Consider the following 25,989-nt stretch of genomic DNA (forward strand, 5'->3'; position numbering starts at 1 on the left):
GGCTGGGGGTGCCTGTCTTGGAAAACGTGCAAGTGGGAAGCAATTTCGAGAATTAATTTTGACTAACAACGTTTTTCAGGGGCTTCTAAGATTCTTACACTTCATTTTCGAACCATTCCTATAGTTATTGCGTGGTGAGGATCGTCGTAAAGCCGGACAATAATGTGTGTCGCGCACAGAATTGGGCGGACGAGTGCGGGGGAGACAAGCCGGAAAGTGTGGCTGTTGCTGAATCCGATTGACGTGCCCGTAAGATGAGACGCGTGAGCCTTACACTTGGAATCGTCGGTCTGCCCAATGTCGGCAAGTCAACTCTTTTTAATGCGCTGACGCGCAATGATGTGCTTGCTGCTAACTACCCGTTCGCCACCATCGAACCGAATGTCGGTGTGGTCGAGCTGCCAGATCCTCGTCTGGACAAGCTCGCTGAGGTATTCGGTTCGGAGCGCATTTTGCCTGCGACGGTGTCTTTCGTGGATATTGCGGGCATCGTGAAGGGTGCGTCCGAGGGGGAAGGTCTGGGCAATAAGTTCCTGGCGAATATTCGTGAAGCTGATGCAATCTGCCAGGTTGTTCGCGTTTTCGCTGATGATGACGTCGTGCACGTCGACGGTCGCGTCGATCCAGCATCGGATATCGGCGTGATCGAGACTGAGCTGATCCTCGCGGATATTCAGACCATCGAAAAGGCCATTCCACGCTTGGAGAAGGAAGCCAAGAAGAATAAGGAAAAGGCCGGCGAAGTTGAGGCAGTGAAGAAGGCTCTCGAGGTGCTCGAAGAAGGCCGCACGCTGTTTGCTGCTGCAAGCGATGTCGATATGTCGAAGCTTCGCGAGCTACACCTGCTGACGGCGAAGCCATTCCTTTATGTATTCAACGCGGACGAGGAAGTGCTTGCCGACGACGACAAGAAAGCAGAACTGGCATCCGCTGTCGAACCTGCCGATTGTGTATTCCTCGATGCAAAGGCAGAGTCCGACCTGCTGGAATTGGACGAGGAGTCTCGTGCTGAGTTGCTTGCTGAGATCGGCCAGACCGAACCTGGTTTGAACTCGCTGGCACGTGCTGGTTTCCGCACGCTGGGACTGCAGACTTACCTGACGGCTGGTCCGAAGGAAGCTCGTGCGTGGACTATTCCGAAGGGCGCGACTGCTCCGCAGGCTGCTGGCGTTATCCACTCGGACTTCGAGCGTGGCTTTATTAAGGCTGAAATTGTGTCCTTCGACGACCTTGTCGAGACCGGTTCCATGGCCGAAGCTAAGGCGCAGGGCAAGCTCCGCATGGAAGGCAAGGACTACATCATGCATGACGGTGACGTCGTGGAGTTTAAGTTCAATGTCTAAGTCTCGCCCCTTAAGAAAGGGAAAAGCTATCAGTTTCGTTGACTGTCGCCCCTCGATCTAGGCCTCCAGCAATTCGACGGTTGTCGCATTGGTAGCCTTGCTATGGTGGCTGGGTGATCGTGAGCCCACGAACCAAGGTGGTGGAGATTGACGCGCGAGATTTAAGGCATGGCCGTAGATAGGGGCGAGATTCGCGAAGCAATAAAACTTCTTGCCGTTGGTGCAGCTTTTGTCGCCTGCGGTGTATTTCTGCTGCTCGCTGACAATCTCTGGATGGGAGCCATGGGCATTGCGTTTGGCTTTATGGGGCTCGCGGTAGGAATGGCAAAAGCCCTGGGAGGTACATCTCAGGCTGCCCGTATAGCGATGATCGTCGGATGTGCCGCGTTTGCCGTTACTGGGGCGCTCGCAATGATTTCGGGTATCGTCGCACCCGGTGTTTGGGGCTGGCGTAGTGGTGTTTCCGGCATTGTTGTAGGTGCGCTCTTACTTGGTTTCTTCGGTCCGGGGACATGTATCTTGATTTACCGGGAATACCGCTTGCGATGCCGCCACGGCGAATTGGCCAAGTAGGCCAACTGTTTTTGGCCCCGACGATCCCTTACAGCGTTATGCATTGTGGGATGCCATTCCCCGATGTGGGATGCCTTCCCTCGAAAAAGTAAGGGACGGTACTGTGGCCACGTTTTGCACGCCCTCGTTGTTCACCAACCTGGTTTTTCTGACGCACAACAGGTTCCGCGCCCAATATTGGTTCCTCTTACCAGACTGAATAATCACTCTTGCTGATGGTGAAGCCATGCTTGTCGGTCACGCATGTCATTTGGTTGTCTTTGACTCCGCAGGTGATGTTAGTTGCATCCGGCCGCGATGAAAGAGCAACGGTCAGTTTGGTGTTATTCGGCAAGGTTTCACTGTCCCTCGGGAACTCCCCTTGGAGTGCCCACGTTTTTGGGGCACCGGAGGTAGGTGCACCGATGTCGTCACTCCAGCCGATCAAATCGGAATCAGGTACTTGATCGCTAATACCGTCGTTGCCTCTATCGGCCATGTCCCATGAAATGGAATCCTCTCGGATGTAGCAAGCCGCCCGAAGCGGAGCAATGGAGCAGGAAATATTTCCGTCAGGCGTTGTGAAGTTGACCCCAGCGCCGCCGGTGACACTCGCTACCGAGTAATTAATCGAATCAACTTCCTCCATGTCGTCGAGCACCGCTGCGTCGTCAGACTTGTCACCGGAGCCGTCCGCATCCGTTGTCTTTTCAGTTAAGCTTTCCGACGAACCCCCGCCCGAAGATGAACCTCGGGTCGGCTGAGGACCTTTGCCTGCAGGCGAAGACGCTGTGGTGGCAGTGTCTTTCGAATCAGATGCTGATCTCTCAATGTTTTCCTGCTGTGCCTCTACGGATGCAGGAGTGCTGACGTCGTCGGTAGATCCGCACGCCACGCTAAAAGTAGCAATGAGTAAAAAGGAACCAGATGTCACGAGTAATTTCTTTGCCTCCATGACACCCACCGTAAGCCACCAACGGTAACAGGAAGCAGAGTTCATGAATTCAATTAAGAAATATGGATGTAGCTCCCAGAAACGGCGCGATTAAAGACTAAGCCAAGAACCAACGCCAATACAGGACCGTCGCAACGCTAATGAGCACGATGATGGTCTGCAGCACGGTGGGTCGCTTCTTCTGCAACGGTCTAACTAACCACACTGCAACAAGTGCCACGGTGAGAAGGCCGTTGACTATAGCCAAAATGCGTGCGACACCCGCATCGGTTCCGAGGGCGCCGAAAAGAAGCGCGAACACGGAGACACCCAGCGCCGCCTGCAGCGCGTGGAACAAGAGTGATGTCGCCGTGATGTGGGAAGCTCCACTTTCCGTATCGTGCTTCTTCCGGAAAAAGGACCACAGTTTGCGGATAACAAGGACAAGCAGCGCAACCACAGAGACGATGGACGCCACAAGGAACAACAACACACTTAACCAACGAGCGACAAACAACGCGGTGTTTTCCTTGACGTTGTCTCCGGTATACGTCTGCATTATTGGCGTATCAGTGTCGTGGTTCATCACCAGCAAAGTACTGAGTCCATTGCCGGAATCGAAAGAGTAAACGTTACCTGCAATGTGCTGGACTTTTCCAGGTCCAATAGCCAACCGATAGGTATTTGCGTCCGTATCCTTTTTCAGTGGCAAGATTCCGCTCATATATCGCAGGAACTTGTTCGCATCGTTGGGGATGTTCGCCCGTGCATTCGTGTAGACACCGGCAAGATCTGGCGGTTCTCCGGTACTTGGTTCGATATCTCCGGGAACGTAATCACCAAAGAACTCTTGTAGCAATCCGTAGGAATAGCTTGTCTCTCCGACCTCATTTGTCATGACGACGATGCCACGAGCAGAATCTGGATCAACGAAAATGGTGGAGGTATAGCCTTGAGTATTTCCACCATGCCCCAGCACACCATTCCCATACGGAAGTAGCCACATTCCGTGTGAGTTCTGAATGATGTCGGTTCCCTTATAGAAGGTGCTGCCAGCAAAGAAGGTGGTGAGCGTTTCCGGTTCGTCGAAAAGCGCGCGTGATTGTTCGGAATCGGGGACAAGTGCCTGTCCGAAGGTCATGAAATCTTTCAGTGTGCCAATTGCGGAGCCAGCTGGATAGAGCTGAATATAGGAGCGAGCTGTGCCGTAGCGTTCATCGACGCCTTCGAGCAATTGATATGACTTGTTTGCGTCACGACGTTTCGACACCGATGGATTATCGCTTTGGTCAGGCGAAATCGAGGTATCGGTCATCTCGAGTGGAGCAAAGATCTCTTTCTGAACATAGTCAGAGAAACTCTGTTTACCGATCTTTTCGACGATCAACGCCGCCAATGCGGCGCCGTAGTTCGAATACGAAGTGATCGTTTTCGGTTCGTAGATCTGGGCAGGCTGGTAGTGCTTTAGAGCTTCCTCGAGTTCCAGGATTTCGTCGGGGTGTTCAGTTTCAGGGGGATAAGGAATCTCCGCGAATCCAGCTTGATGGTTCATTAGGTCCTGGATGGTGAACGGCTTGTCGAAGGTCAAGCCGGTGTCATCGAGGTACGTACTTGCGTCATCATTGAGATCGATCCGACCCTGCTCTTCGAGTTGCATCAATGCTACCCAGACCAACATTTTTGTTACGGATCCCCACTCGAATACAGATTCCTGGGTTGTTGGAATTGAGTTTTCAATATCCGTGTGACCGTAATAGGCACTGACCGAGTCTTTGGCATCGAAGTAGCCGATAGCTACGGCAGCGGTTGCTTCTTTGCGGGGCTCGTAGAAGTCATTTAGTAGAGCTGTTACCGCCTTTTCGTCGCCGGGTGGCGGGGTGGTAGGTGGCGCTGCGTAGGAGGGGGAGGGACACCCAAGGGCCAATAATAGGAAGGCGAATGTAAGGACGATATAGTTCCGAAAAGTCAAGGTCTTTGACATGGCAACTCTTTCAACGGCGGTAACCCCAGGATATCAAGGGTATTTCCGGTCCGACTGAGGTAAGATTGCCCCTGCTGGCTCGGTTCTGGCGCGTTCTCGTATTTCAGCCGTCAGTTCGTCACCAAACCCCGGGCAGCAGGATTCGTCGTGAAGCGGGGTAGTCGGGGAAATGCTCGTGGTACCACCGCTGATTGCTGCGGGCGCGCGGAATGAGATTCGCGCACGTCCAAACTGCAAAAGTAAGTCCCGCGAGGCTCCACGTGAGGATGGCGAAGCCGATCCACTCGACTATTTCGCCCAGCAGATTCGGGCTGGTGACCCAGCGGAACGCGCCGCCATGAGGGATTTTGTAATCAGTCTCGCCGGGTGCTCGCAGGCTCAACAGAATATTGTCGCTGTGCCAGTTGAGAGACATTCCAATGACAAAGAGAGCAAAACCGATGATGAATCGTGGGTCGGAGAACCAGTCGACCCCGCGGTTGAGACGTAACAGGTCAGCACCTAAAAACGAACCGTTGACGGTATTGAATAGCGCTGACATGAGCATGACGGATAACGGCATCGTTTTGCCTTGTGTTTTCGTCCGCCATGGATAAATCAGTGCGCGATTGACGTAGTGAATTGTCAGCAGCGTGGCCATGAACAGCGTGGTTTTCGTTGGTGTCGTGTCTGCTAAAACAAGCACTGCGAAAAAGCTGACGAGTACGACAGCTTCCATGAGGAACCACGCAAGCTGATTGGGTACGCCCGGCCCCCAGCCAGATCGGGCACGGCGACCGTAGGGTGCGTCGATAAACCACAACGCACAAAGGGCCACGAAAGCTAGAACCAACCAGGAGTACATGAGTAGGTTCAGTGAAATGCTGGGGAACACAATCTCCATCGTAGCCGTGAAGGGAAAGTAAAATGGCTGGTAGAGATTGTGCTGTTTGCTACTGTGTGGGTGTTGGTAAGGAGAATCTACGATGCGCAACGCCACATCCCGGCATGTGTGGACCCTGGCAGACATGCCAGATCTCACCGGGCAAACTTGGCTTATTACTGGCGCTACCCGTGGACTTGGACTTGAAACTGCCCGCGCTGCATGCGCTGCTGGTGCCCATCTGATTCTCGCGGTTCGAAACACCGAGCGTGGCGACGACATCGCTGCCCAATTGGGAAACGCCGAAGTGGTGGCGCTGGACCTCGCTGATCTGCGTAGCGTGCGCGCCGCGGCCACTCAGGTACTTGAGTGCGGTCATCGAATCGATGTCCTGGTCAATAACGCGGGTGGTTCCACTACACACCGGACTGAAACCCGCGATGGCTTCGAATGGCATCTTGGTGTCAACGTTCTCGGGCCATTCTTATTCACGAACCTGATTCTCGACCGTGTGCTGCGCAGGGTCGTCATCGTCGCTTCGACCATGCATCGCTTTGGAAAGTTCGACTTTTCGGATCCACATTTTCGGAACCGACCATGGCATCAAGTGGCTGCGTATAGCCAGTCCAAGCTCGGGAATCTGTTGTGGGCGCATGAACTCACGCGACGCCTGCAGGCTGACAGACGTGGCGTAGACGTGCAGATTTCTCATCCAGGCTGGGCAAACACTGCCATGGGTAATCCTGCGCGAACATCATGGGGAAAGAAGATTGTTGCCCCAGCTTCTTCTCTACTGGCCAATCCCACACAACAAGCAGCCCTGACAACGTTGTTCGCGGCGACTCAGTCTTTGCCGCCCTGTAGTTTCATTGGTCCCGATGGGATCGGTGGACTGCGTGGGTACCCAACCGTTGTTCGTCCGGCGAAGAAGGCAACTGATGACGCGTTAGCACAGCAATTATGGGATTTCGCAGCAAGCGAAACCCAGTTAGCGAAGTAGCCAATGGCATCTCCCGACAATATCCTGCTGTACCTGCCCGAAGAGCAAGAGCAAGAAGTACGCAGCATCTTCGCTGCGCTGGCCGAGCGTGGATTTCCCGTTCAGCATCAGACACCGCACATCACCGTTACGTTTTCGCCGATGATGGATATGCGCGTCGTCGCAAAGGCTGCCGAGTTGTTGCCTCCGGTAATTCCTGCGCAGTTCCGCCGAGTCGGAACTGTGGTGTTTGGTACGAAGCGGAAACAGACTGTTGCGTGGCTTCTCGAAACCACCGATGAACTGGAGGAAGCGGCGCGAACGCTCAGTGGAATGAACCCGGATGGTAGGGGATTGCGGTGGACTCCGCACCTCACCATGGGGCTGCGATTGCCCCGCGACATCGTTCCCGAATACATTCGCGCGCTCGACGAAGTCACGTCGCCCCACTTCAAAGAACTGACCGCAGATTGCGCGGCCTTTTGGCGTCCGTTGACCAAGGAAATGACAATTTTGGCGTGAGAGTATGTACGCGCTTTGTGGCCTCAGGCGAACAGGGTTAGCCAAATTTGCCACGGTAAAAAAATGTGACCTGGGTCGCAGTACAACGGCGTTAACGTTGGCTTGTGTTCACTCGTAGATCGGGTGGGCGCCGAAAAGCCTACCCCCAACTTTTGGAGGTGAATTCGCGTGGCCTAATTGAGCCTTGGGTCCTGTTCAGATGTCCGGATAACTGCAAATATATGCATAGAAACCCTATCCTTCCGGGGCTAAGAGGAAACTGAGAAATTCGCAAGCTTTGCATTTACGGGGATCTTCACATGGTTGCAAATGGTGTGATTTACACCTCAATACACCCGTGAACTGCAATGATGTGACAACGATAAATCTGCTGTATAGCGTCTCACATAGTCTTAACAACGTGGCTTAGGTCACTATCTAGTGAGAGGTGGATAATGAATCCTTCTGCCCCAACTCCGGAAGAGTTCCTCGAAATGAGTGAATCTCAGGAGTTTGACGAGCTGCGCGGAACCTTCCGCAAGTTCGCGTACCCAGTCACCATCGCCTTCTTGGCGTGGTTCATCTTCTACATCGTCACCGCAACGTATGCGTCTGACTTTGTATCAACTCGCGTTTACGGCGCTATTAACGTCGGCATGATCCTTGGTCTGCTGCAGTTCGTCACTGCTGGCCTGGTCACGTGGGCATATGTCCGATTTGCCGACAACAAGCTTGACCCAGCCACCGCAGCTATCCGCGAAAAGCTGGAGAACACCCCACGCTCGACCGGATCTCACGAAGGCCAGGTGAACTAATATGCAGCTTCTTGCAGCTGAGCAGATTTCTACGGGTAATCCACTGCTCAACATCTCGATCTTTATCCTGTTCATCGTGGCAACGATGACGATCGTCGTTCGCGCTACTCGCCAGACCTCCCAGAAGGGTTCTGACTTCTACACCGGTGGCGCATCCTTCTCCGGTTACCAGAACGGCCTCGCTATTTCCGGTGACTACCTCTCCGCAGCAGCATTCCTCGGTGTTACTGGCGCGATTGCACTGAATGGTTACGACGGCTTCCTGTACTCGGTTGCCTTCCTTATTGCTCTGCTGGTTGCGCTGGTGCTCGTTGCTGAGCCGCTGCGTAACACTGGTCGATTCACCATGGCGGACGTTCTGTCCTTCCGACTGAAGCAGAAGCCAGTTCGTATGGCCGCAGCTATTTCGACGCTTGCGATTTCGCTGTTCTACCTCATTGCGCAGATGGCGGGTGCTGGTGGCCTCGTTGCACTGTTGCTCGGCGTTGAAGGCAAGACTGCACAGTCTGCAGTTGTAGCCATCGTGGGTGTTCTGATGATCGTATACGTCCTCATCGGCGGCATGAAGGGCACTACCTACGTTCAGATGATTAAGGCAGTCCTCCTCGTTGGTGGCTCCGTCATTATTACGATCCTGACGTTTGTTGCGGTCAAGGGTGGCTTCAACGCAGTTCTCGAGTCCGCAGTTGCAAACCACCCTAAGGGCGATTCAATCCTGAACCCTGGTCTGCAGTACGGCAAGAATGAACTGACCAAGCTGGACTTCATCTCCCTCGGCCTCGCGCTGGTCTTCGGTACCTCGGGTCTGCCACACGTACTGATGCGCTTCTACACCGTGCCAACCGCTAAGGAAGCACGTCGCTCCATCACCTGGACCATCGTTATCGTCGCGATCTTCTTCCTCATGACCGTCGTCATGGGCTACGGCGCAGCCGCACTGGTTGGCCCGGAGCAGATTGCTAACGCTCCAGGTGGCGCCAACTCCGCTGTTCTGCTGCTGTCCTCGAAGGTTGGCGGCACCATCTTTATGGCATGTATTTCCGCTGTTGCCTTTGCGACGATCCTCGCTGTTGTTGCTGGTCTCGCAATTACCGCATCTGCGTCGGTTGCTCACGACATTTACAACTCTGTCATCCGTGACGGCAAGGCTACGGAAGAAGAGCAGGTTCGCGTTTCCCGCATCACTGTTGTTGTCATCGGTATCCTGGCAATCGTCCTGGGCATCGGTGCTATGGGTCAAAACATCGCGTTCCTGGTTGCACTCGCCTTCGGTATTGCTGCTGCGGCTAACCTGCCAACCATCCTGTACTCGCTGTACTGGAAGAAGTTCAACACCATGGGTGCTCTATTCTCCATCTACGGTGGCCTGCTGACTTCCATCATCCTCATCATCTTCTCGCCAGCAGTATCCGGCGCAGAGACCTCGATGCTGCCAAACGCTGACTTCGCATGGTTCCCACTGACGAACCCATCGATCGTCGCAATCCCAACCGGCTTCATCCTGGGTATCATCGGTACCTTGATTGGCAAGCCTGACAACTTCCCACTCAAGCGCGCTGAGATGGAAGTTCGCTCCCTCACGGGTGTGGGCGTCGAAAAGCCAGTCGAGCACTAATAGATCGCTGGTTTTGAGCTAGGTAAATCACTCGCATACGAGCGGGCCTGGAGTTCACATGAACTTCGGGCCCGCTTTGCTGTGTGTGGAGGGGAACGCAGGTGCTTGATGTTTCGTGTGCGGTTTCGCTTGACGACGGTGTCGTCGTGAAGCTGTGGTCACGAGAAAACGGGGAGCGGGCACCGGGGAGGCGCGGGGAGGGCGCTCGCGAGGGTAAGCCAAAGCTAAAGCGTGTCTGTGCTTTCCAATCGGCTCGGTAGCTCCTGTGCAGCCCGGGTTGGTGTGGTAAAACCCCAGGTCGCGATTCCCGGGGCTGGGCCGCAGAAGAGCCATCGAGCCGATTTGAAGTGGTCAGAGGCGCGAATGATTGAGGCGATAGTGGCGTCGGGTCTCTAGGGAATAAAGTCGTAGCTATTCAGGCGAAGCATTCCGAGGGGGCAGACCAGTATCTGAGGGGAAGTAGTCTGGTCGGCTGTGATCCTGATGGTGACGGTGGAACCCTCGTGCTGAGGCCAGTTCGCGCTGGCCGTTCATCAACTCGCCGGCAGTTTTGCGAGTCACCGTGGCGAAGCTCACCTTCGAAAATGCCCAGTTCACAGTGCTTTAACCGCGTGGAACAACATATTCGACAAGTTTCGCTTTTTGCGCGCCAAGTTTCGCCCATTCACCCTCAAACTCAACAACTGCAATTGCGCTCGTGGGGAATTTAACGTCCATTTGCGCCCATCCTGGATGGTCATCTTCTGCCGCAATTTCCCTTACCATCTCCTCAACTCCTGGGAAGTGTCCGAGCAGCAAAGCGACCGACACTGATTCGGGAAGGGTTCTCGCTAGCTCAATGTTCTCCGCGCCATTGACCTCATAAATTTCGTCATGGAACGTCACTTCCTGCGCTCGCGCTCCACCGTCCACTGCGCGTGCCCATGTCTCACGGGTTCGCGCCGAAGACGAGCACAGCACTCGCTCAATGTCCCAGCGTTTGCCCAGCCATGCCCCGGCAGCAGGTGCGTCACGACGGCCCCGCTTATTCAACGGTCGTTGAAAGTCTGGTTTGCCGGTCTTCCAAGAGGATTTCGCATGTCGCATCACGATTAAAGTCTTCGCACTCATGCCCGCATCGTACCTGGGAAAATGCCTGGTCATGGCTTTGTTGATTGGTGGCTGGGATCGTCGCAAAGCAGGTGGCGCAGAAGTGAAGCTATGGGATCCAAAAATATATCTCCAAAAAGTGTGTTCAGGGTCACAACTTTGCGGTATGGTGCGTTCACTAAGAGTTAGTGACTGCCATCACACCCCGAAGGTAAATCTAACGAGACTCGTCCAACGCAGTGCTTCAAAACGAATAGTGCTTCACAGTCAAGGCCCCCAACCCATAGGGCCGTAACCAAAGGTTTGGTGACACCATGACCTCCGTAATTGACCCACCTCAAAAGAATGAATTCGACGGTCGCGGCTTCTCCCTGGAAGACCGCTACACACGCGAAGAAGGAACCGTATTCCTTACCGGCATCTCGGCGCTCGCCCGCATGGTGCGCGACCGCGCCGCGCTTGACCGACGCTTGGGATTGCGCACGGCATCCCTGATCTCCGGCTACGAAGGCTCGCCACTTGCCGGCTACGACCTCGAAATCGCTGGCAAAGCAAAGCGATTCCTGGATCCTTACGACGTCGTCCACAGACCAGCTCTCAACGAAGAAATCGGCGCGACCTCGGTCATGGGGTCGCAGCTCGCAGCGCCGAAGGCACCACTCGATGGAGTAGTGGGCTACTGGTACGGCAAGGCACCAGGTCTCGACCGCGCTGCCGATGCGCTTCGCCACGCGAACTTGATCGGCACGAATCATCGCGGCGGAGCCGTAGCGCTGGTCGGTGATGATCCAGGGGCGAAGTCGTCGACAGTTCCATGTGCCTCCGAGATGGCGTTGGCTGACTTGTACATGCCAATCCTGTATCCATCTGATTCGCAAGACATCCTCGATATGGGCATCCATGCAGCCCTGATGTCGCGCACCTCCGGCCTGTGGACGTCGCTGAAGATTTCGGCGCACGTTGCCGACGGTTCGTCGACAGCCGAAGTATCTCCAGACCGCATCACTCCAGTTTTGGAACCACTAGGGGACAGCCCGCACATCCCAAGCGGACGATTGTTGGGCAAATCGCTCATGGAGCTGGAGCAGAACCAGTTGACCACTCGTATTCCACGTGCACTGGAGTACGCGCGTCTCAATGGCATCAACAAGATGGTGACCTACACCGGCGACGACCGCATCGGTATCGTCGCAGCAGGTAAGACCTATCTTGATGTGCGTTCAGCGATGCTGCGCATGGGCATCGACGAAGACGAGATGAACCGTCGAGGCATTCGCCTGCTGAAGCTCGGCATGGTGTACCCAATGGAGCGGGACATGCTATTCCGCTTCGTCGAAGGCCTTGATGAAGTCATCGTCGTCGAAGAGAAGCGTGACTTCATTGAAACGATGATTCGTGAGATCCTCTACGATCACCCGCGCACCCCTAACGTGCGTGGCAAGTCCAATGAAGACGGCTCGACGCTCTTCTCTCGCTTCGGTGAGCTGGACATTGATTCGGTGACTACTGGCCTCGCGCATCGACTCGGTACTGTCCACGGCATTGAGGCAGCACAGCGCTGGGTTGAGCGTGAGTCCAACAAGCGCACACGCATCAACCTGCCACTCGCGCAGCGCACGCCGTACTTCTGCAGTGGTTGCCCACACAACTCGTCGACAAAGGTGTCCGACGATTCGCTGGTCGGCGCTGGTATCGGTTGCCACGCAATGGTGTTGCTCCAGCCAGAAAAGCAGGTCGGCAACGTCATCGGCGTGACCCAGATGGGCGGAGAAGGCGCGCAGTGGATTGGCATGGCACCGTTCGTCAAGGAGAAGCACTTCGTGCAGAACCTCGGCGACGGCACCTTCGACCACTCTGGATCGCTAGCAGTCCGTGCTGCTGTCGCTGCTGGTGTGAACATCACCTACAAGCTCCTGTTCAACGGCACAGTCGCCATGACCGGTGGTCAGGACCCAGTGGGAGGCAAGACCCTCGTCGAGACTCTGCACTTGTTGAAGGCGGAGAAGGTCGGGCGCATCGTCGTCACGACCGACAATGTCGCGCAGACCAAGAAGCTGGGGCTTCCATCGGGCATCGAGGTGCGCCACCGACGCGATCTCGCCGATGTACAGCGCGAACTCGCAGCGACCCCTGGCGTGACTGTCTTGGTCCATGACCAGCACTGCGCAGCGGAAAAGCGCCGCAAGCGTAAGCGCGGTGCGTTCCCAACCCCGAATCAGCGGGTCGTCATCAATGAGCGCATTTGTGAGGGCTGTGGCGACTGCGGTGAGAAGTCCAACTGCCTGTCCGTCCACCCTGTTGATACCGAATTTGGTCGCAAGACCCGAATCGATCAGTCGACCTGTAACCTCGACTTCTCCTGCTTGGAGGGCGATTGCCCATCATTCATGACAGTCTCGATCCCAGAAGCTGGCGAACGCAAGCAGGGATTGAACATCGTGAAAAAGGTCAACGCGCCGGAACTTTCCGATCAGGATCTACCAACGCCAACAAACCCTATTTCGCTTGACGATGCCGGCGGTTTCGGCATGCGCATAACCGGTATCGGAGGAACCGGCGTTGTCACGGTGTCTGCGGTGTTGGCAACGGCAGCAGTTATCGACGGTAGCTACTCGCGAACCTTAGATATGACGGGACTCGCCCAGAAGGGTGGCGCGGTGGTGTCTGACGTGAAGATTTCGGCGCGCCCAACACCACAGGCTGCGAAGATCGGCAAGGGAGAGGCTGACCTCTACCTGTGTGCTGACGGTCTGGTCGGCGCTGACAGCACAAACTTGAAGGCTGCATCCACCGATCGCACCACTGCTGTGCTGTCCACCACCAAGGTCCCAACTGGCCAGATGGTGACCGACACGAAAACTACGTATCCACAGGCTGACGAGATTTCCGGCCGAATCGCGGAGTCCACTCGCCGCCTGGTGCAGCTCGACCCGATTGCCTTGTCGGAAGAGCTTTTCGGCGATTCCAGCGCTGCGAACATGGTGCTCGTTGGTGCTGCGTACCAGGCGGGAGCGCTGCCAATTTCCGCGGAGGCGATCGAAAAGGCCATCGACCTCAACGGTGTTGCAGTTGACCGCAATATCCAGTCTTTCCGACGCGGTCGCCAGACCATCGCCGACCCACAGAGCCTGGAAAAGACATTGGTGTCTCTCCGTCCGGCACCAAAGCCTGCGCCAACGCAGACGTTGCCGGAGATCATTGATCTCCGAATCGCTGAGCTGACTGAGTACCAGGATGCCGAATACGCTCGACGTTACGCGGAACGAGTCGATGCGGTTCGACGCGCAGAAGCAACCATCGCGCCGGGATCCACCATGCTCGCAGAGTCGGTAGCCCGCTACTTGCACAAGCTCATGGCGTACAAGGATGAGTACGAAGTTGCTCGCTTGGCGACGGACCCATCGGTCGCCGCCGACATTGCAGCTGATTTTGGCCCTGACGCGAAAATGTCGATCCGCCTTCACCCACCAATGCTTCGAGCAATGGGAATGAAGAACAAAATGACGCTCGGACCGTGGGCTCAACCAGTGTTGAAGACGCTGTCGAAGGGTAAGAAGCTTCGCGGCACTCGGTTTGATGTTTTTGGCAAGACCCACGAGCGTCAACTGGAGCGCGAGCTGTTGGCGGAATACGAGCAGTTCGTTGACTCGTTGATCGCGCACATCGAGAACACCCCTGATCTTGACCTGAACTGGCTCACTCGGGCTGCAACCGCAGCAGCGCTGCCTGATCTGGTTCGCGGTTTCGACACCATCAAGCTTCGTACTGCGAAGGAATACCGAGAGGAGCTAGCAAAGCAGCGTCAAGAGCTGTTTTAAACCCGGGCGGTACGTCACGGACCTGGGTACGCTGAGGTTCGTGAAGTTCCTTAACGATGTCACCCCGCCATACGAACTGACCTACAACGACGTTTTCATGGTTCCGTCCCGGTCGGACGTGGGATCACGCATGAGCGTCGATCTGTCTACCAATGACGGAACGGGCACAACCATTCCGTTGGTTGTTGCGAATATGACTGCAGTGTCGGGTCGTCGGATGGCTGAGACGATTGCTCGTCGGGGTGGCATCGCCATTTTGCCGCAGGATGTCCCTGCTGAAATTGCCGCAGAGACCATTGCCAAGGTCAAAGCGGCTCATTTGGTTTTCGATACCCCGATTACCGTGAAGCCTCACCACACGGCAGGCTACGCCCGGCATCTGCTGCCGAAACGTGCGCACGGGGCGGCCATTGTCGTCGATGGTGAAGTTCCGGTGGGGTTGATCACTGCCCGCGACTTGGAAGGCGTAGACAATTTCGCGCAAGTCGGCACACTCATGAGTACGAGCCTGATGACGCTCCCGGACACCATCGAGCCGCGCGAGGCGTTTGATCTCCTTGTGTCGTCAGGTCGAAAATTGGCACCCGTCGTCACGCCAGAGGGAGCTCTCGCCGGAATTCTGACGCGCAAGGCGGCGCTGCGCGCGACGGTGTACACGCCGGCCGTGGATGCTCAAAACCAGCTGCGTGTCGGCGCTGCCATTGGCATCAACGGTGATGTGGAAGGTCGCACCCGCACACTATTGGCTGCTGGAGCCGATGTGTTGGTCGTGGATACGGCGCATGGACATCAAGAATCAACAATTGATGCTTTGCGACGAATCCGCGCACTTGACCCTAAGGTTCCCGTCGTAGCAGGAAATGTGGTGACTACGCAGGGAGTGCGCGATCTGGTTCGGGCAGGTGCGGACATCGTCAAGGTGGGTGTTGGGCCAGGAGCTATGTGCACAACGCGCATGCAGACCGGTGTGGGGCGACCACAGTTTTCGGCGGTCTTGGAATGCGCTGCGGCAGCTAACGAGCTTGGTGCGAGCGTGTGGGCTGACGGAGGTGTGCGTCATCCCCGCGATGTCGCGTTGGCACTTGCGGCAGGTGCATCCAACGTCATGATCGGTTCGTGGTTTGCCGGTACCCATGAGTCGCCCGGAGATCTCCACTTTGATGTTGATGGTTCGCCGTACAAGGAGTCCTTCGGCATGGCTTCGCACCGTGCCGTCGAGCATCGCAACGCATCGGTAGAGGCATTTGAGAAAGCCCGTCGACAGATGTTTGAGGAAGGAATCTCCTCGGCGCGCATTTACTTTGAAGGCGGTCGTGGTGGGGTAGAAGACCTGGTGGACAAGATTGTGTCAGGAGTGCGTTCTTCCTGTACATACGCAGGTTCTGCAAATGTGAAGCAGTTTCACGAGCGCGCAGTGGTGGGTGTACAGTCTGCTGCAGGTTTTGCCGAGGGAGAGCCTCGCGCAACCAGCCGCTAGCTGGCGACTTCAGAAAGCAACTCACCACACATGACAGACGTACTTTTCGCATTCGCGTTAACGATGGCTGCCGGCCTCTCTACAGGTATCGGCGGCCTCGTTTCTGTGCTGCGCAAAAATCCAGGCCCGCGGTTTATGGCTGGTGCGCTGGGCTTTTCCGCGGGCGTGATGTTGTATGTATCGTTCCTCGAAATTTTCCCCGAGGCAATCGACAAGCTTGGCGAGTCTTTCGGAAATGTAGGTGGCAACTGGGCTGCTGCAGGTGCATTCTTCGCCGGCATCGCTGTCATTGCCGTCATTGACCGCCTTGTTCCAGAACCCATTAACCCCCACGAACCAGGCGTCCAAGCGGACCCCAAACTCGCCGCACAACGTCGCACCCTGATGAAGATGGGTGCGATGACTGCCCTGGCTATCGCCATCCACAACTTTCCGGAGGGCTTTGCGACGTTCATCGCTGCTCTGGAAGATCCAACTCTTGCAGTGCCAGTTGCTGTGGCTATCGCTATCCACAACATCCCTGAGGGAATTGCTGTCGCGGTACCTGTGGCGCAGGCATCGGGGAGCCGTGCGAAAGCCATTCGCTGGTCTTTCCTTTCGGGCTTGGCTGAACCTGCTGGTGCTCTGGTGGGTTATTTGCTGCTCATGCCGTTTCTGGGGCCAGCCGCGATGGGCATTGCCTTCGGGATGGTCGCCGGTGTCATGGTGTTTATCTCCTTGGACGAACTACTGCCAACGGCAATCGCTACTGGAAAACACCACACTGCCATTTACGGCTTAGTTCTAGGCATGGCAGTCATGGCAGTGAGTCTGCTGCTGTTTCTGGCATAAGCACTGTGGTTCGCAGGCACTGTGATCCGTGAGCACTCCGGTCGACAGCCCGCGGGAATTGCCGAAACTGGCTACAGTGAAGTTCTATTCGTTAACGCTTCTATCGGGGGGAATGGAGCACACATGTCATCAACACCACTTTTTCAGCGAATCCGCCTTGCAGATTCCGACCATTGTCCATGCTCAATCCCGGGGGATGGTGCGAGCTCGGCCGAAGGAACCGTCGTCACGTATGGGGATTGTTGTGCGCCGTTGCATCGGTTTGAACGGCAGGCTGAGACTGCAGTGGAGTTGATGCGGGCGCGATACAGCGCGTATGCAGCCCATGAAGCTGACTACTTGTGGAAGACATGGCATCCGAGGCGACGACCTGAGCTCATCACGTTTGATGATGGCGTGGAATGGCTGGGGCTGGAGATCCTCGACACGGTCGACGGTGGGGTGGGACAGCGATCTGGCATTGTCGAGTTCCGCGCGTACTTTACTGACGCGCAGGGACGCGGAGAGTTCTGGGAGCGCTCCACATTTGAGATGCGGGCAAAGCGCTGGATGTACATCGAGGGCGACGTGTCCATTGACAACGTCGCCCTCAATAGGAAGTGACTCCTGCTGGAGTGGTGAGCCAGGCTAGGCTGTTTCCTTGTTTGCGTCCTCACGTGCAGCAATTGCGCCACCTGGAGTAACGCTGGAGATAACAGCGCGACCATCGGTGCGCTTATCCGACGGTGCGGAGTCACCATCGGAGTGATCCGTTGCGTTATCGTGCGACTTCTTGTGGCCGAATGGCAGTACGTGGAGAACAGCGACGATGATGGAACCCCAAATCGCACCAAACACCAGGGATCCGGCAGTGTTGACTAGCCAGGCGAGGAAGCCAGCTGGAACCATTGTTTCTAGGTGGTGAACCTGCGCGTATGGCCAGTGCCAGCCCAACTCGTCCAGACCGACCAGCATGATGTGGCCACCCACCCACAGCATTGCAAACGTGCCAATGACACCAATTGTGGACAGCACAACAGGCATGGCCTTGACCAGGCCCATGCCGAACTTTGCGGCAAAACCTGTGTGCTTCTTTGCCATGTGCAGGCCGATGTCATCCATCTTCACCAGCAACCCGACGACACCGTAGACCAACAAGGTCAGTGCAATGGCTACGACAATGAGAATGATCGTGCGATTCACGATCGGCTGGTCAGCAACCTCATTCAGCGAAATCACCATGATCTCTGCCGACAAAATCAGGTCGGTGAAGATCGCGGTCTTCACAAGTGTGTCTTCGTCGCGAGGAGCCTTGTCCTCGGCTGCAGCGTGCAGATCAGCGTCGGGATTGCGCTTGTGCGCGATCTTCTCCCAAACTTTCTCCATGCCCTCGAAGCACAAGTAGGACCCACCAAGCATCAGAATGGGGGTGAGCGCCCACGGCAGGAACTGGCTGAGCAGCAATGCGATTGGGAGGATAATCAACAACTTGTTGACCAGCGACCCCTTCGCGATTCGCCAAATCATCGGAATTTCGCGTTTAGGCTGAATGCCGTCAACGAACTGTGGCGTCACAGCGGCATCGTCAACGACCACGCCAGCTGCCTTCGCACCAGCTTTAGAGGCAGCGGCTGCGATGTCATCAGTCGAGGCCGCAGCAGCCTTAGCGATCATTGCGATGTCATCAAGAAGGGCGACTAGGCCACCACTCATGCGATGTCTCCTCGGTGCAATTGCTGATAGGTCACGTTCTGGGATTGCATGCGGTCATATTATCTGTAAAACGGTCAAACCACCGGCAACTTCACCCGTACGCGCACGACATGGCAGAATCCTTGAACTATGACGGATCCACAGCAGCCCACTTCACGCCGCCCCTCTTTCGCCGAAACCTACGCCCAGGTGCAGGCAGGTTTGGGGAAGCTTCCCGACGAGCCGAATGCGCAAGCAGAAACGAACGAACCACAGCGCAACACTCGTCCTGTGTTCGCATTGGTTGTTGTTGATGCGCAGAATGACTTCGCCGAAGGAGGAGCGCTGGGGGTTGATGGCGCGATTCAGGCGTTCCGTAACACCTATCGCCATGTTGCAGGAAGTGCCGGAAAGTACTCGGTACTAGTTACTACGCGCGACGCACATATCGATCCAGGTGAGCACTGGTCTGATACCCCAGATTTCGTAAATTCCTGGCCACGACATTGCGCCGAGGGCGAACCAGGTTCTGAAATCCACGCAGACATGCAGCGTGCGTTGGATTACTTTGCCGTCATCAATCCGCAGGCAGTGCGCATTGATGTAGCAAAGGGTGCGTACGAAGCAGCGTACTCAGGTTTCGAAGGTGTCACTGAGGCGCAGGTGCCACTCGTCGAGGCACTTCGCTCCGCTGAGGTGCAGAACCTTGATGTCGTGGGAGTGGCCACGGATCACTGCGTCCGGGCAACAGTCCTCGATGCCCTGAAGGAAGGCTTTACCGTTCGAGTCTTCACTGACCAGATCGCAGCTGTGTCCGCGGAGACCGGCGACGCAGCTCTTGCCGAAATGGAAGCAGCCGGCGCCGAGATTATCCGCTAGTAGGGTGCGACGAGCACGGGGCTAACCGAAGCGAACGTCCTCCAACGAAACTGGGGACAGCTCCTTATGCAGGCGAGACGTGTCAACGTACTTGCCCGCATGGGTAATGAATCCTGCAACAGCGTCGTCGTCGAGTTCGCGTCGTACCTTCGCCGGAATGCCAGCCGCGAGAGACCGAACCGGGATTTCTTGGCCCTCGAGGACAACGGCACCGGCAGCGATGAGTGAGCCGGTGCCTACCTTCGAGTGGGAGAGCAACGCGGACTTCATGCCAACCAGCGTGCCGTTCTCAACTGTGGTGCCGTGGATAAGTGCCATGTGTCCGACAGTGACGTCATCTCCGATGATGGTTTCAGCGTCTTCGTCGACGTGAATGGTGGAATTGTCCTGAATATTGGTGCGTTCGCCGATACGGATCGAGTTAATATCGCCACGCAGGACGCAACCGTAAAACACAGAAGAGTCAGCGCCGATTTCGACGTCGCCGATAATGACCGCGCCAGGTGCAATCCACGCATCCTTGTGGATACGAGGAATCTTTCCGTTGCAGGGGAGAATGACTGGGGCAGGGGCAGAAATAGTTTCGTTGCTCATACTGTGCGATTGTGCCAGGGAAGTTTGCGCACGTCCCGGAAATTCCTAATTCATGGGGATAGAGTGGCCTCATGATTTTTATCGTCGTGAAGTTCAATGTGAAGCCTGAATACGCCGACTCTTGGATGGAGCATGTCGCTGAGTTCACAACTGCGACGCGCGCGGAGTCTGGAAACAAGTGGTTCGACTGGTCGCGGTCAGTAGAAAACCCACAGGAATACGTGCTCGTCGAGGCATTTGACGATGACGCAGCTGGCGCGCACGTCAATTCTGACCACTTCCAGAAGGCCATGGAGACCATGCGCCCACTTCTGGTGGAGACGCCACGCATTGTGTCGCAGTCCTTGGAAGGTAAGGCCGACTGGGACCGCATGGGTGAGCTAGAGGTGAATTAGCGTCACCAACGGTGGGGTTGCTGTCGCAAAACCCCGCCGTGCCATCGTGCAGGTGTAGAAAATCAAGTCGTTTGCCAAATATCACTCGCAGAGTCAGCGCGGGCGCTAGCGTAGAAAACGAAAGCGTAAATCTCGCGTTACTTTTCGGGAAAAGGAAGAGACTTCATGGCAAACGAAATCACTCGTGTTGGTGTTGTTGGTGCTGGCCAGATGGGCTCCGGCATTATCGAGGTATGTGCCAAGGCTGGTAGCGACGTTCTCGTATGGGAAGCAAAGCAGGAATTCCTTGATGCTGGCCGTGCGCGTCTCGAAAAGTCGTTGGACAAGGCAGTGTCCCGCGGAAAGATGGAGCAGGCTGACCGAGATGCGACTCTTGATCGCATTTCCTACACCACTGATTTCAAGGATTTCGCCGATCGCCAGCTGGTGATTGAAGCCATCGTGGAGAACCCAGAGATCAAGGCATCCGTGTTCTCCCAGCTGGATGAGGTCATTGAGGATCCGAATGCGATTCTCGCGACCAATACCTCGTCTCTTCCTGTGCAGTCGATTGCGGCAGCAACGAAGAATCCTGAGCGCGTGATGGGTCTGCACTTCTTCAACCCTGTGCCAGTGTTGCCACTGGTCGAGCACGTCGTCACGCTGACCACCGGTGAGGTTCAGGCGGAGCGTGCGTATGCTTACGCATCCGAGGCGCTCGGCAAGAAGGTCATTCGTGCGACGGACCGTTCGGGCTTCATTGTGAACGCTTTGTTGGTTCCATACCTGTTCTCGGCAATGCGCATGTTGCAGGATGGTGTCGCATCGGCAGAGGATATCGATACCGGCATGGTTAACGGATGTGCGCACCCAATGGGGCCGCTGACGCTGTCCGACATGATTGGTCTGGATACCATCAAGTTCATTGGTGACGCCATGTTCGATGAGTACGCAGATGCTAACTACGCAGCTCCACCACTGCTGAAGCGCATGGTCGAGGCTGGTCACCTCGGACGTAAGTCCGGCAAGGGTTTCTACGACTACTCGAAGTAGAAGTGGAAATGAGCCCGAGTCGGGGCTAAGAATCCGAATACGTGAAACACCGGGGAGCGCCTTCCCTGGTGTTTTCGTGTCTAGAGCGCATCGGCGCACATCGAGTCACGCCACGCCCTCGACTAAATTAACCTGAAATTCATTTACCCTTTAGGTAGTTGTTAATAACGCTCACCATTGTGTCGTATGAACAAAAGTTATTACTACATAAAGGAGTACGGCGTGGCTGCTCGTTCCCAGGCCTCTGGTTTCCGTTCGCGCTTTGGAATTCGTGTGTGTGCCACGGTTTTGGCTGCAAGTGTATGTTTCGGAGCGCCCGCGCCGTTCACCTTCGCGCCTGAAGCTTCCGCAGCTCCAGCTCGCCCGGATCTGCCACAAGTCCCAAGTTGGCGTCCAATTCCTACGATCCCTGGGCTTGCCGACGCTCTGCCAGTAGAGCAGGCTGCAGACGGTTCTCCGACGCCTCGTCCGTACCTTCCGTCGGAAGTTGCTCGCTCCTTCCCATCGGATTTCGCAACCGATAAGTGGTCTTACCTCTACATTGTCGATCCGTTTGTAGATGTGAAGGACAATCATCCTGAGATCATGGATCAGAACTTGGAAACGGTCATCCAGGTCAACAATGCAGCGAAGAACGATCCTGCCCTTGTCGAGCAAGCGCTCGACGATGACCACAATGATCCACTGATGAACATGTCCATCGCGTTCGGCCAGAATCTTGGCCAGCACTTCCGCGATGCATTCAACGAAGATCGCTTGCCCAAGACGAAGGCCTTGCTGTCCGGCAATTTGGCCCGCGCAGGCGGAATCGCGAACTCATCTTTCATTGAGAAGTACACCTACGACTACGACCGTCCGTTCGTTGTCGCACCAGATCGTATTGAGCGCTACTACCGCGAGGGCGAGGACGATCCGTACTCGACCACTCCTGCATACCCATCGGGACACACCAACAAGGTGATGTGGACTGGTTCGCTGCTGAGCGTCATGCTTCCGGAGCTCGCCCCACAGATTCAGGTGCGCGCATCCGACGCGGGTCATTCGCGTCTCGTCATGGGTGTGCATTACCCACTGGATGTTATGGGCGGTCGCATGATGGGCAACCAGGCAGCTGCCGACCGTTGGGCTGACCCTGAGTTCCGTCCACTCATTGAAGCTGCCGCCGCAGAGCTGCGTGCAGAGCTCGAGTGGCGCTGCGGTTCCACCCTTGAAGAATGCGTTGCGACGGATACTCCGTACATGTCCAACGCCGAAGCAGTGCGCGTCTACACGGAGCGCATGACCTACGGCTTCCCACAGATCGGCCCAGCTGGCCAGGACATTCAGGTTCCTGCACGCTACGCGGGGTTGCTGGAAACTCGTTTCCCTGAGCTGACTGAACAGCAGCGCAACGAAGTACTGGCCCGCACCGCAATCGATTCGGGCTACCCGCTCGACCGTACCGACGGCGAAGCAAACCACGTACGCATCAATATGGCACGTGCGCTCGCTGCACAGGTCACCGTCAACGCGGATGGTTCGCTTAACATCCAGGGCTAGTTTGCAGCTGCGATAGCGTTGCCAATCCGGTCAAGCGCGTCGTTGAGGATGCTTGGCGACGTCGCAAAGTTCAAGCGAACATGACCGGCCCCTTCGTCTCCGAATGCGAGACCGGGGTTGACGGCGACTCGTGCGTTGTCGAGAAGCCACTGTTGTGGTTCGACGCCGGACTGTGCGATCGCGTCGACTCCGCGGAGATCAAGCCAGGCCAGGAATGATGCAGCGTTTGGGGTGAACTTTGCGCCGGGCGCTACCTCGGGTAAGCGACGGGCGAGAGTCTCCTGGTTGGTGCGGAGCGAGTCGAGGAAGTTGTCCAGCCAGGCTTCGCCATGCGTATAGGCAGCGGTTGCGGCCACGAGGCCGAGTGTTGACATCCCCTCTCTCGCAGCGTGGGGGAGTTTTTGCCAGGTGGTGGCATCGTCGTCGTTAAGTATCAACTGTGCGCACTTCAAACCGGCGGTATTCCAGCCCTTGGACGTCGCGGTCACCGTGATAGTGACAGCAGCTGCGGTCTCAGACACGCTGGCAGTGGGAACGTGCTTTCCGTGCAAGACAACAGGTGCATGGATCTCGTCGGAGATGACCCTGGCGTTGTACTGCGCCGCAAGATAGGTGAGGCGGCGGAGTGCCTCGGGCGCGTAGGTGAACCCCAGTGGGTTATTGGGAGCGGACAGGATGACTGAGCCTGCGCCGTTCTTGAAATGAGTTTCAAGGGCGTCGAGATCGGGGCCGGTGTAGTCGGCAGTCTGCACGGTTGGCGCGAAGAGAGTGTCCCGCTCGGCCGTGGGGCCGACTTCGAAGAAGGGCATGTACGCAGGTGTAGGCACAACAACCGCTGAGCCTGGTGCCGTCAAGTACTTCACTGCGAGGACGACACCCCGAACGACATCCGCGACAGGGAAAATGTGCTCCGCATTCGGTTGCCAGCCATAGCGCTGCTGGTACCACTGAGCTGTTGCGTTCTGCAGGGCTGACGTATCTTGCGAGGGGTAGCCGAGGTACTCACGATCCACTGCTTCGCGCACCGCTGTGAGAACTGCCGGGCACGTGACTGCATCAGTCTCGGCAACCCATAACGGCAGGACATCGGCTGGGTACGCTGTCCACTTCACCGTGCCACGACGGCGAAGGGTGTCGACATCGGGAAAGGTAACGTCATTCATGCTGGCAACTGTACACAAATGAGCGGCGATGTATAGACGGAGTTGTCTATTTGGTGTCGGTTAGTTGCAAAACCTCGCGCGCACATTCGAGGACTTTGTCTCGATCCGATGCGACTAGCCCAATCCTGCTTCGCCTATCCACGAGATCCTCAACAGTAAGGGCGCCTTCATGGGTGACATGCCATGCGAACTCCGCCCTGGTGATGTCTACGCCTTCTGCCACGGGATCGCATGGTCGTGACAATGGGCACTGAGAAATCACTTTTGCAGCTTCTGTACCGAACCGGGCTGTGACTGAATCAGGGATGTCTGACGCCTGGGAGGAATTTTGTGGCATCGGTTGCTGTGACTGGGCGAGAGGGCCGCCAGGAGCGCCAACGAGCGGAACATCGCGGGTGAGGCAAGGCTGAATGCGGTCGGCCACATTGCGTCCTGGCTGTCCCGTTGATTGTTCGCTGAGTTGCTTGACCACAGCGTCGACAACTTCTTCAGCCATCAAGCGGTATTCAGTGAGCTTTCCACCGGTAATGGAGATGAGCCCGTTTTCTGAGGTGATAAGGGCATGGTTTCGGGATAGGTCCGCAGTGCTTGGTGAATCATCCCCATCGGAAATCACATCAATGAGCGGTCGCAGACCTGAGAATGCGCCAATGACATCGTCCCTAGTCAACGGGGTGTCGAGAGCTTGATTAATGACGCCGAGAATGAAGTCGATGTCCGAGTCAGGCGTTGCGGGAACATCGGGAATCGGACCGTCAAGAGGCTCGTCGGTGATGCCGATGTAAGTGCGACCGTGCTGAGAGGGCAACGTGAAACAAAATCGGCTGCTCGAACCAGGAACGGGAACTGTCAATGATGACGACGAATTTCCCAGCTTGGCGGAGTCAACGACAATGTGCGTGCCCCGCGATGGGCGCACCCTGATTTCCGGCGCGAGATCGCCAGCCCACACACCCGTGGCATTGACTACTTGTCGCGCGCGGAGTCGACGAGTCTCGCCAGAGAGGGTATCGGTCAACGTCAGCGACGTTCCGTCTACATCGGATGCTTTCACTTTTGTGAGCACTTTCGCGCCGTAGCTTGCCGCGGTTCGGGCGATGGCGACCACAAGACGAGCGTCGTCGATAAGCTGTCCGTCATAGTTCAGGTGGCCACAGCGAAGCGATGTGTTCTTCACTCCGGGCACGAGCTGAGCGACCCGTTTCGCCGATACCGTGCGCGACCGTGGCAGCGTTGTGGCTGACGTACGAGACAACACTCGTAGAACATCACCTGCGATGAATCCGATTCGCGGTAGAAGTGCCTTTCCTAGTGGTTGGCCTGCGTAAACGGGGACCACCTGGGGGATTGCACGTACGAGATGCGGTGCGGTCTTCTCCATCAAGACGCGACGTTCGTTTGCAGATCTTTGGGCGATTCCGACATTTCCTGACGCCAAGTACCTCAGCCCACCGTGCACGAGTTTCGACGACCACCGAGAGGTGCCGAATGCTAGGTCGTGTGCATCCACAAGAACTGTTTTCAGACCTCGCGACGCCGCATCGAGAGCGATTCCAGCGCCTGTCACTCCGGCACCGATGATGACAAGATCGGGTTGCTCATCAACTGTTGAACTGGCGGAGATTCTCTTCAGCTCCTGCCATTCTGCGTTGCGACGGCTCGCATTCAAGGCAGATGAGTGCGTTGGCTGTGGGCGCGTTGACTGTGGGAGTGTGCGCTGTGAATTGTGCTTAGGCACCAAAATCTCCAATACGGTTTTTAGGACGAGTTGGCTTTTAGGTAGTGTGAAAAAGGAAAGGGTTGCCGAGTTAGGAAGGAGACACACTGATGGAAAATTCGCTGGCATTGTTCCACCGCGATCCATCGTCGCAGCTGTGTTGTTGTCTCCTGTCCGCGTCGCAACTCCGTAGAAGTCCCGG

The 25,989-nt window shown here is 56.2% G+C and carries 22 protein-coding genes; 14 read left to right on the plus strand and 8 right to left on the minus strand.

Going from position 1 to position 25,989, the window contains the following annotated elements; genetic code table 11:
• The first annotated feature begins 263 nt into the window (after window positions 1–263).
• Entirely contained in the window at window positions 264–1,343 is a 1,080-nt protein-coding gene (gene ychF / locus WG934_RS07440) for a redox-regulated ATPase YchF (protein WP_339989503.1), read from the plus strand.
• 168 nt (window positions 1,344–1,511) lie between these two features.
• Window positions 1,512–1,916 carry a hypothetical protein gene (locus WG934_RS07445; RefSeq protein WP_339979415.1) on the plus strand — a complete coding sequence of 135 codons (405 nt, stop codon included), beginning with the start codon at window positions 1,512–1,514 and terminating at the stop codon, window positions 1,914–1,916.
• Between the two features lie 187 nt (window positions 1,917–2,103).
• Here the strand turns inward: WG934_RS07445 and WG934_RS07450 are convergent, their stop codons facing one another.
• The 3 genes from WG934_RS07450 to WG934_RS07460 all read right to left on the minus strand — a co-directional run bounded on the left by WG934_RS07450 (window position 2,104) and on the right by WG934_RS07460 (window position 5,789).
• Complete coding sequence (locus WG934_RS07450) at window positions 2,104–2,850, minus strand: hypothetical protein (protein ID WP_339979417.1); 747 nt, start codon at window positions 2,848–2,850, stop codon at window positions 2,104–2,106.
• A gap of 97 nt (window positions 2,851–2,947) precedes the next feature.
• Window positions 2,948–4,810 carry a serine hydrolase domain-containing protein gene (locus tag WG934_RS07455; RefSeq protein WP_339989506.1) on the minus strand — a complete coding sequence of 621 codons (1,863 nt, stop codon included), beginning with the start codon at window positions 4,808–4,810 and terminating at the stop codon, window positions 2,948–2,950.
• A gap of 118 nt (window positions 4,811–4,928) precedes the next feature.
• Entirely contained in the window at window positions 4,929–5,789 is an 861-nt protein-coding gene (locus WG934_RS07460; RefSeq protein WP_339979423.1) for a DUF1295 domain-containing protein, read from the minus strand.
• On the opposite strand from WG934_RS07460, the gene WG934_RS07465 reads away from it, so the two are divergent.
• The 4 genes from WG934_RS07465 to WG934_RS07480 all read left to right on the plus strand — a co-directional run bounded on the left by WG934_RS07465 (window position 5,776) and on the right by WG934_RS07480 (window position 9,582).
• Window positions 5,776–6,672, plus strand: coding sequence for an SDR family NAD(P)-dependent oxidoreductase (locus WG934_RS07465; RefSeq protein WP_339989508.1), 897 nt, complete (start codon window positions 5,776–5,778; stop codon window positions 6,670–6,672). The two genes, WG934_RS07460 and WG934_RS07465, sit on opposite strands and share 14 nt — an antisense overlap.
• Before the next feature lie 3 nt (window positions 6,673–6,675).
• A complete protein-coding gene (locus WG934_RS07470) occupies window positions 6,676–7,173 on the plus strand; it encodes a 2'-5' RNA ligase family protein (RefSeq protein WP_339979427.1) in 498 nt (165 codons plus the stop codon).
• 434 nt (window positions 7,174–7,607) lie between these two features.
• A complete protein-coding gene (locus WG934_RS07475) occupies window positions 7,608–7,967 on the plus strand; it encodes a DUF485 domain-containing protein (RefSeq protein ID WP_339979430.1) in 360 nt (119 codons plus the stop codon).
• 1 nt (window position 7,968) lies between these two features.
• A complete protein-coding gene (locus WG934_RS07480) occupies window positions 7,969–9,582 on the plus strand; it encodes a solute symporter family protein (protein ID WP_339979431.1) in 1,614 nt (537 codons plus the stop codon).
• A 603-nt stretch (window positions 9,583–10,185) separates the two neighbouring features.
• On the opposite strand, the gene WG934_RS07485 is transcribed toward WG934_RS07480, so the two are convergent.
• Window positions 10,186–10,692 (minus strand): SixA phosphatase family protein, encoded by a 507-nt coding sequence (locus WG934_RS07485; RefSeq protein ID WP_339979432.1) that lies wholly within the window; start codon window positions 10,690–10,692, stop codon window positions 10,186–10,188.
• 293 nt (window positions 10,693–10,985) lie between these two features.
• On the opposite strand from WG934_RS07485, the gene WG934_RS07490 reads away from it, so the two are divergent.
• The 4 genes from WG934_RS07490 (at window position 10,986) to WG934_RS07505 (ending at window position 17,400) form a co-directional block, all read left to right on the plus strand.
• Window positions 10,986–14,489 carry an indolepyruvate ferredoxin oxidoreductase family protein gene (locus WG934_RS07490; RefSeq protein ID WP_339989509.1) on the plus strand — a complete coding sequence of 1,168 codons (3,504 nt, stop codon included), beginning with the start codon at window positions 10,986–10,988 and terminating at the stop codon, window positions 14,487–14,489.
• 40 nt (window positions 14,490–14,529) lie between these two features.
• Window positions 14,530–15,966, plus strand: coding sequence for a GuaB1 family IMP dehydrogenase-related protein (locus WG934_RS07495; protein ID WP_339989511.1), 1,437 nt, complete (start codon window positions 14,530–14,532; stop codon window positions 15,964–15,966).
• Between the two features lie 30 nt (window positions 15,967–15,996).
• Window positions 15,997–16,797: a zinc transporter ZupT gene (gene zupT, locus WG934_RS07500; RefSeq protein ID WP_339979439.1), complete on the plus strand. Its 801-nt coding sequence runs from the start codon at window positions 15,997–15,999 to the stop codon at window positions 16,795–16,797.
• Window positions 16,798–16,920: 123 nt separating this feature from the next.
• A complete protein-coding gene (locus WG934_RS07505; protein WP_339989513.1) occupies window positions 16,921–17,400 on the plus strand; it encodes a YchJ family protein in 480 nt (159 codons plus the stop codon).
• 24 nt (window positions 17,401–17,424) lie between these two features.
• Here WG934_RS07505 and WG934_RS07510 read toward each other — a convergent pair whose 3' ends face one another.
• Window positions 17,425–18,489: a DUF808 domain-containing protein gene (locus WG934_RS07510; protein ID WP_339989515.1), complete on the minus strand. Its 1,065-nt coding sequence runs from the start codon at window positions 18,487–18,489 to the stop codon at window positions 17,425–17,427.
• Window positions 18,490–18,618: 129 nt separating this feature from the next.
• Here WG934_RS07510 and WG934_RS07515 point away from each other — a divergent pair, with 129 nt between their 5' ends.
• Window positions 18,619–19,347, plus strand: coding sequence for an isochorismatase family protein (locus WG934_RS07515; RefSeq protein WP_339989516.1), 729 nt, complete (start codon window positions 18,619–18,621; stop codon window positions 19,345–19,347).
• Window positions 19,348–19,368: 21 nt separating this feature from the next.
• Here WG934_RS07515 and WG934_RS07520 read toward each other — a convergent pair whose 3' ends face one another.
• Complete coding sequence (locus tag WG934_RS07520; RefSeq protein WP_339989518.1) at window positions 19,369–19,941, minus strand: gamma carbonic anhydrase family protein; 573 nt, start codon at window positions 19,939–19,941, stop codon at window positions 19,369–19,371.
• A gap of 71 nt (window positions 19,942–20,012) precedes the next feature.
• Here WG934_RS07520 and WG934_RS07525 point away from each other — a divergent pair, with 71 nt between their 5' ends.
• The 3 genes from WG934_RS07525 (at window position 20,013) to WG934_RS07535 (ending at window position 22,907) form a co-directional block, all read left to right on the plus strand.
• Window positions 20,013–20,336 (plus strand): putative quinol monooxygenase, encoded by a 324-nt coding sequence (locus WG934_RS07525; RefSeq protein ID WP_339979450.1) that lies wholly within the window; start codon window positions 20,013–20,015, stop codon window positions 20,334–20,336.
• Window positions 20,337–20,501: 165 nt separating this feature from the next.
• The gene (locus tag WG934_RS07530; RefSeq protein ID WP_339979452.1) at window positions 20,502–21,368 is read left to right on the plus strand and encodes a 3-hydroxybutyryl-CoA dehydrogenase; all 867 of its coding nucleotides are present in this window, start codon (window positions 20,502–20,504) and stop codon (window positions 21,366–21,368) included.
• A gap of 222 nt (window positions 21,369–21,590) precedes the next feature.
• Window positions 21,591–22,907: a phosphatase PAP2 family protein gene (locus WG934_RS07535; RefSeq protein WP_339989520.1), complete on the plus strand. Its 1,317-nt coding sequence runs from the start codon at window positions 21,591–21,593 to the stop codon at window positions 22,905–22,907.
• Here WG934_RS07535 and WG934_RS07540 read toward each other — a convergent pair.
• Window positions 22,904–24,070 carry a MalY/PatB family protein gene (locus tag WG934_RS07540; RefSeq protein ID WP_339989522.1) on the minus strand — a complete coding sequence of 389 codons (1,167 nt, stop codon included), beginning with the start codon at window positions 24,068–24,070 and terminating at the stop codon, window positions 22,904–22,906. The two genes, WG934_RS07535 and WG934_RS07540, sit on opposite strands and share 4 nt — an antisense overlap.
• Window positions 24,071–24,116: 46 nt before the next feature.
• Entirely contained in the window at window positions 24,117–25,808 is a 1,692-nt protein-coding gene (locus tag WG934_RS07545; protein ID WP_339989524.1) for a glycerol-3-phosphate dehydrogenase/oxidase, read from the minus strand.
• Between the last annotated feature and the right edge of the window lie 181 nt (window positions 25,809–25,989).

Origin of the sequence: Corynebacterium sp. H78 (genome assembly GCF_037572275.1) — a bacterium.
In the GTDB taxonomy this organism is placed as follows: Bacteria; Actinomycetota; Actinomycetes; order Mycobacteriales; family Mycobacteriaceae; genus Corynebacterium.

Bases quoted from the DNA above. Each gene is read 5' to 3' on its own strand.
- WG934_RS07445 (WP_339979415.1), top strand. From the start codon at position 1,512: ATGGCCGTAGATAGGGGCGAGATTCGCGAAGCAATAAAACTTCTTGCC.
- WG934_RS07450 (WP_339979417.1), bottom strand. From the start codon at position 2,850: ATGGAGGCAAAGAAATTACTCGTGACATCTGGTTCCTTTTTACTCATT.
- WG934_RS07455 (WP_339989506.1), bottom strand. From the start codon at position 4,810: ATGTCAAAGACCTTGACTTTTCGGAACTATATCGTCCTTACATTCGCC.
- WG934_RS07465 (WP_339989508.1), top strand. From the start codon at position 5,776: ATGCGCAACGCCACATCCCGGCATGTGTGGACCCTGGCAGACATGCCA.
- WG934_RS07470 (WP_339979427.1), top strand. From the start codon at position 6,676: ATGGCATCTCCCGACAATATCCTGCTGTACCTGCCCGAAGAGCAAGAG.
- WG934_RS07475 (WP_339979430.1), top strand. From the start codon at position 7,608: ATGAATCCTTCTGCCCCAACTCCGGAAGAGTTCCTCGAAATGAGTGAA.
- WG934_RS07480 (WP_339979431.1), top strand. From the start codon at position 7,969: ATGCAGCTTCTTGCAGCTGAGCAGATTTCTACGGGTAATCCACTGCTC.
- WG934_RS07485 (WP_339979432.1), bottom strand. From the start codon at position 10,692: ATGAGTGCGAAGACTTTAATCGTGATGCGACATGCGAAATCCTCTTGG.
- WG934_RS07490 (WP_339989509.1), top strand. From the start codon at position 10,986: ATGACCTCCGTAATTGACCCACCTCAAAAGAATGAATTCGACGGTCGC.
- zupT (WP_339979439.1), top strand. From the start codon at position 15,997: ATGACAGACGTACTTTTCGCATTCGCGTTAACGATGGCTGCCGGCCTC.
- WG934_RS07505 (WP_339989513.1), top strand. From the start codon at position 16,921: ATGTCATCAACACCACTTTTTCAGCGAATCCGCCTTGCAGATTCCGAC.
- WG934_RS07510 (WP_339989515.1), bottom strand. From the start codon at position 18,489: ATGAGTGGTGGCCTAGTCGCCCTTCTTGATGACATCGCAATGATCGCT.
- WG934_RS07515 (WP_339989516.1), top strand. From the start codon at position 18,619: ATGACGGATCCACAGCAGCCCACTTCACGCCGCCCCTCTTTCGCCGAA.
- WG934_RS07520 (WP_339989518.1), bottom strand. From the start codon at position 19,941: ATGAGCAACGAAACTATTTCTGCCCCTGCCCCAGTCATTCTCCCCTGC.
- WG934_RS07525 (WP_339979450.1), top strand. From the start codon at position 20,013: ATGATTTTTATCGTCGTGAAGTTCAATGTGAAGCCTGAATACGCCGAC.
- WG934_RS07530 (WP_339979452.1), top strand. From the start codon at position 20,502: ATGGCAAACGAAATCACTCGTGTTGGTGTTGTTGGTGCTGGCCAGATG.
- WG934_RS07540 (WP_339989522.1), bottom strand. From the start codon at position 24,070: ATGAATGACGTTACCTTTCCCGATGTCGACACCCTTCGCCGTCGTGGC.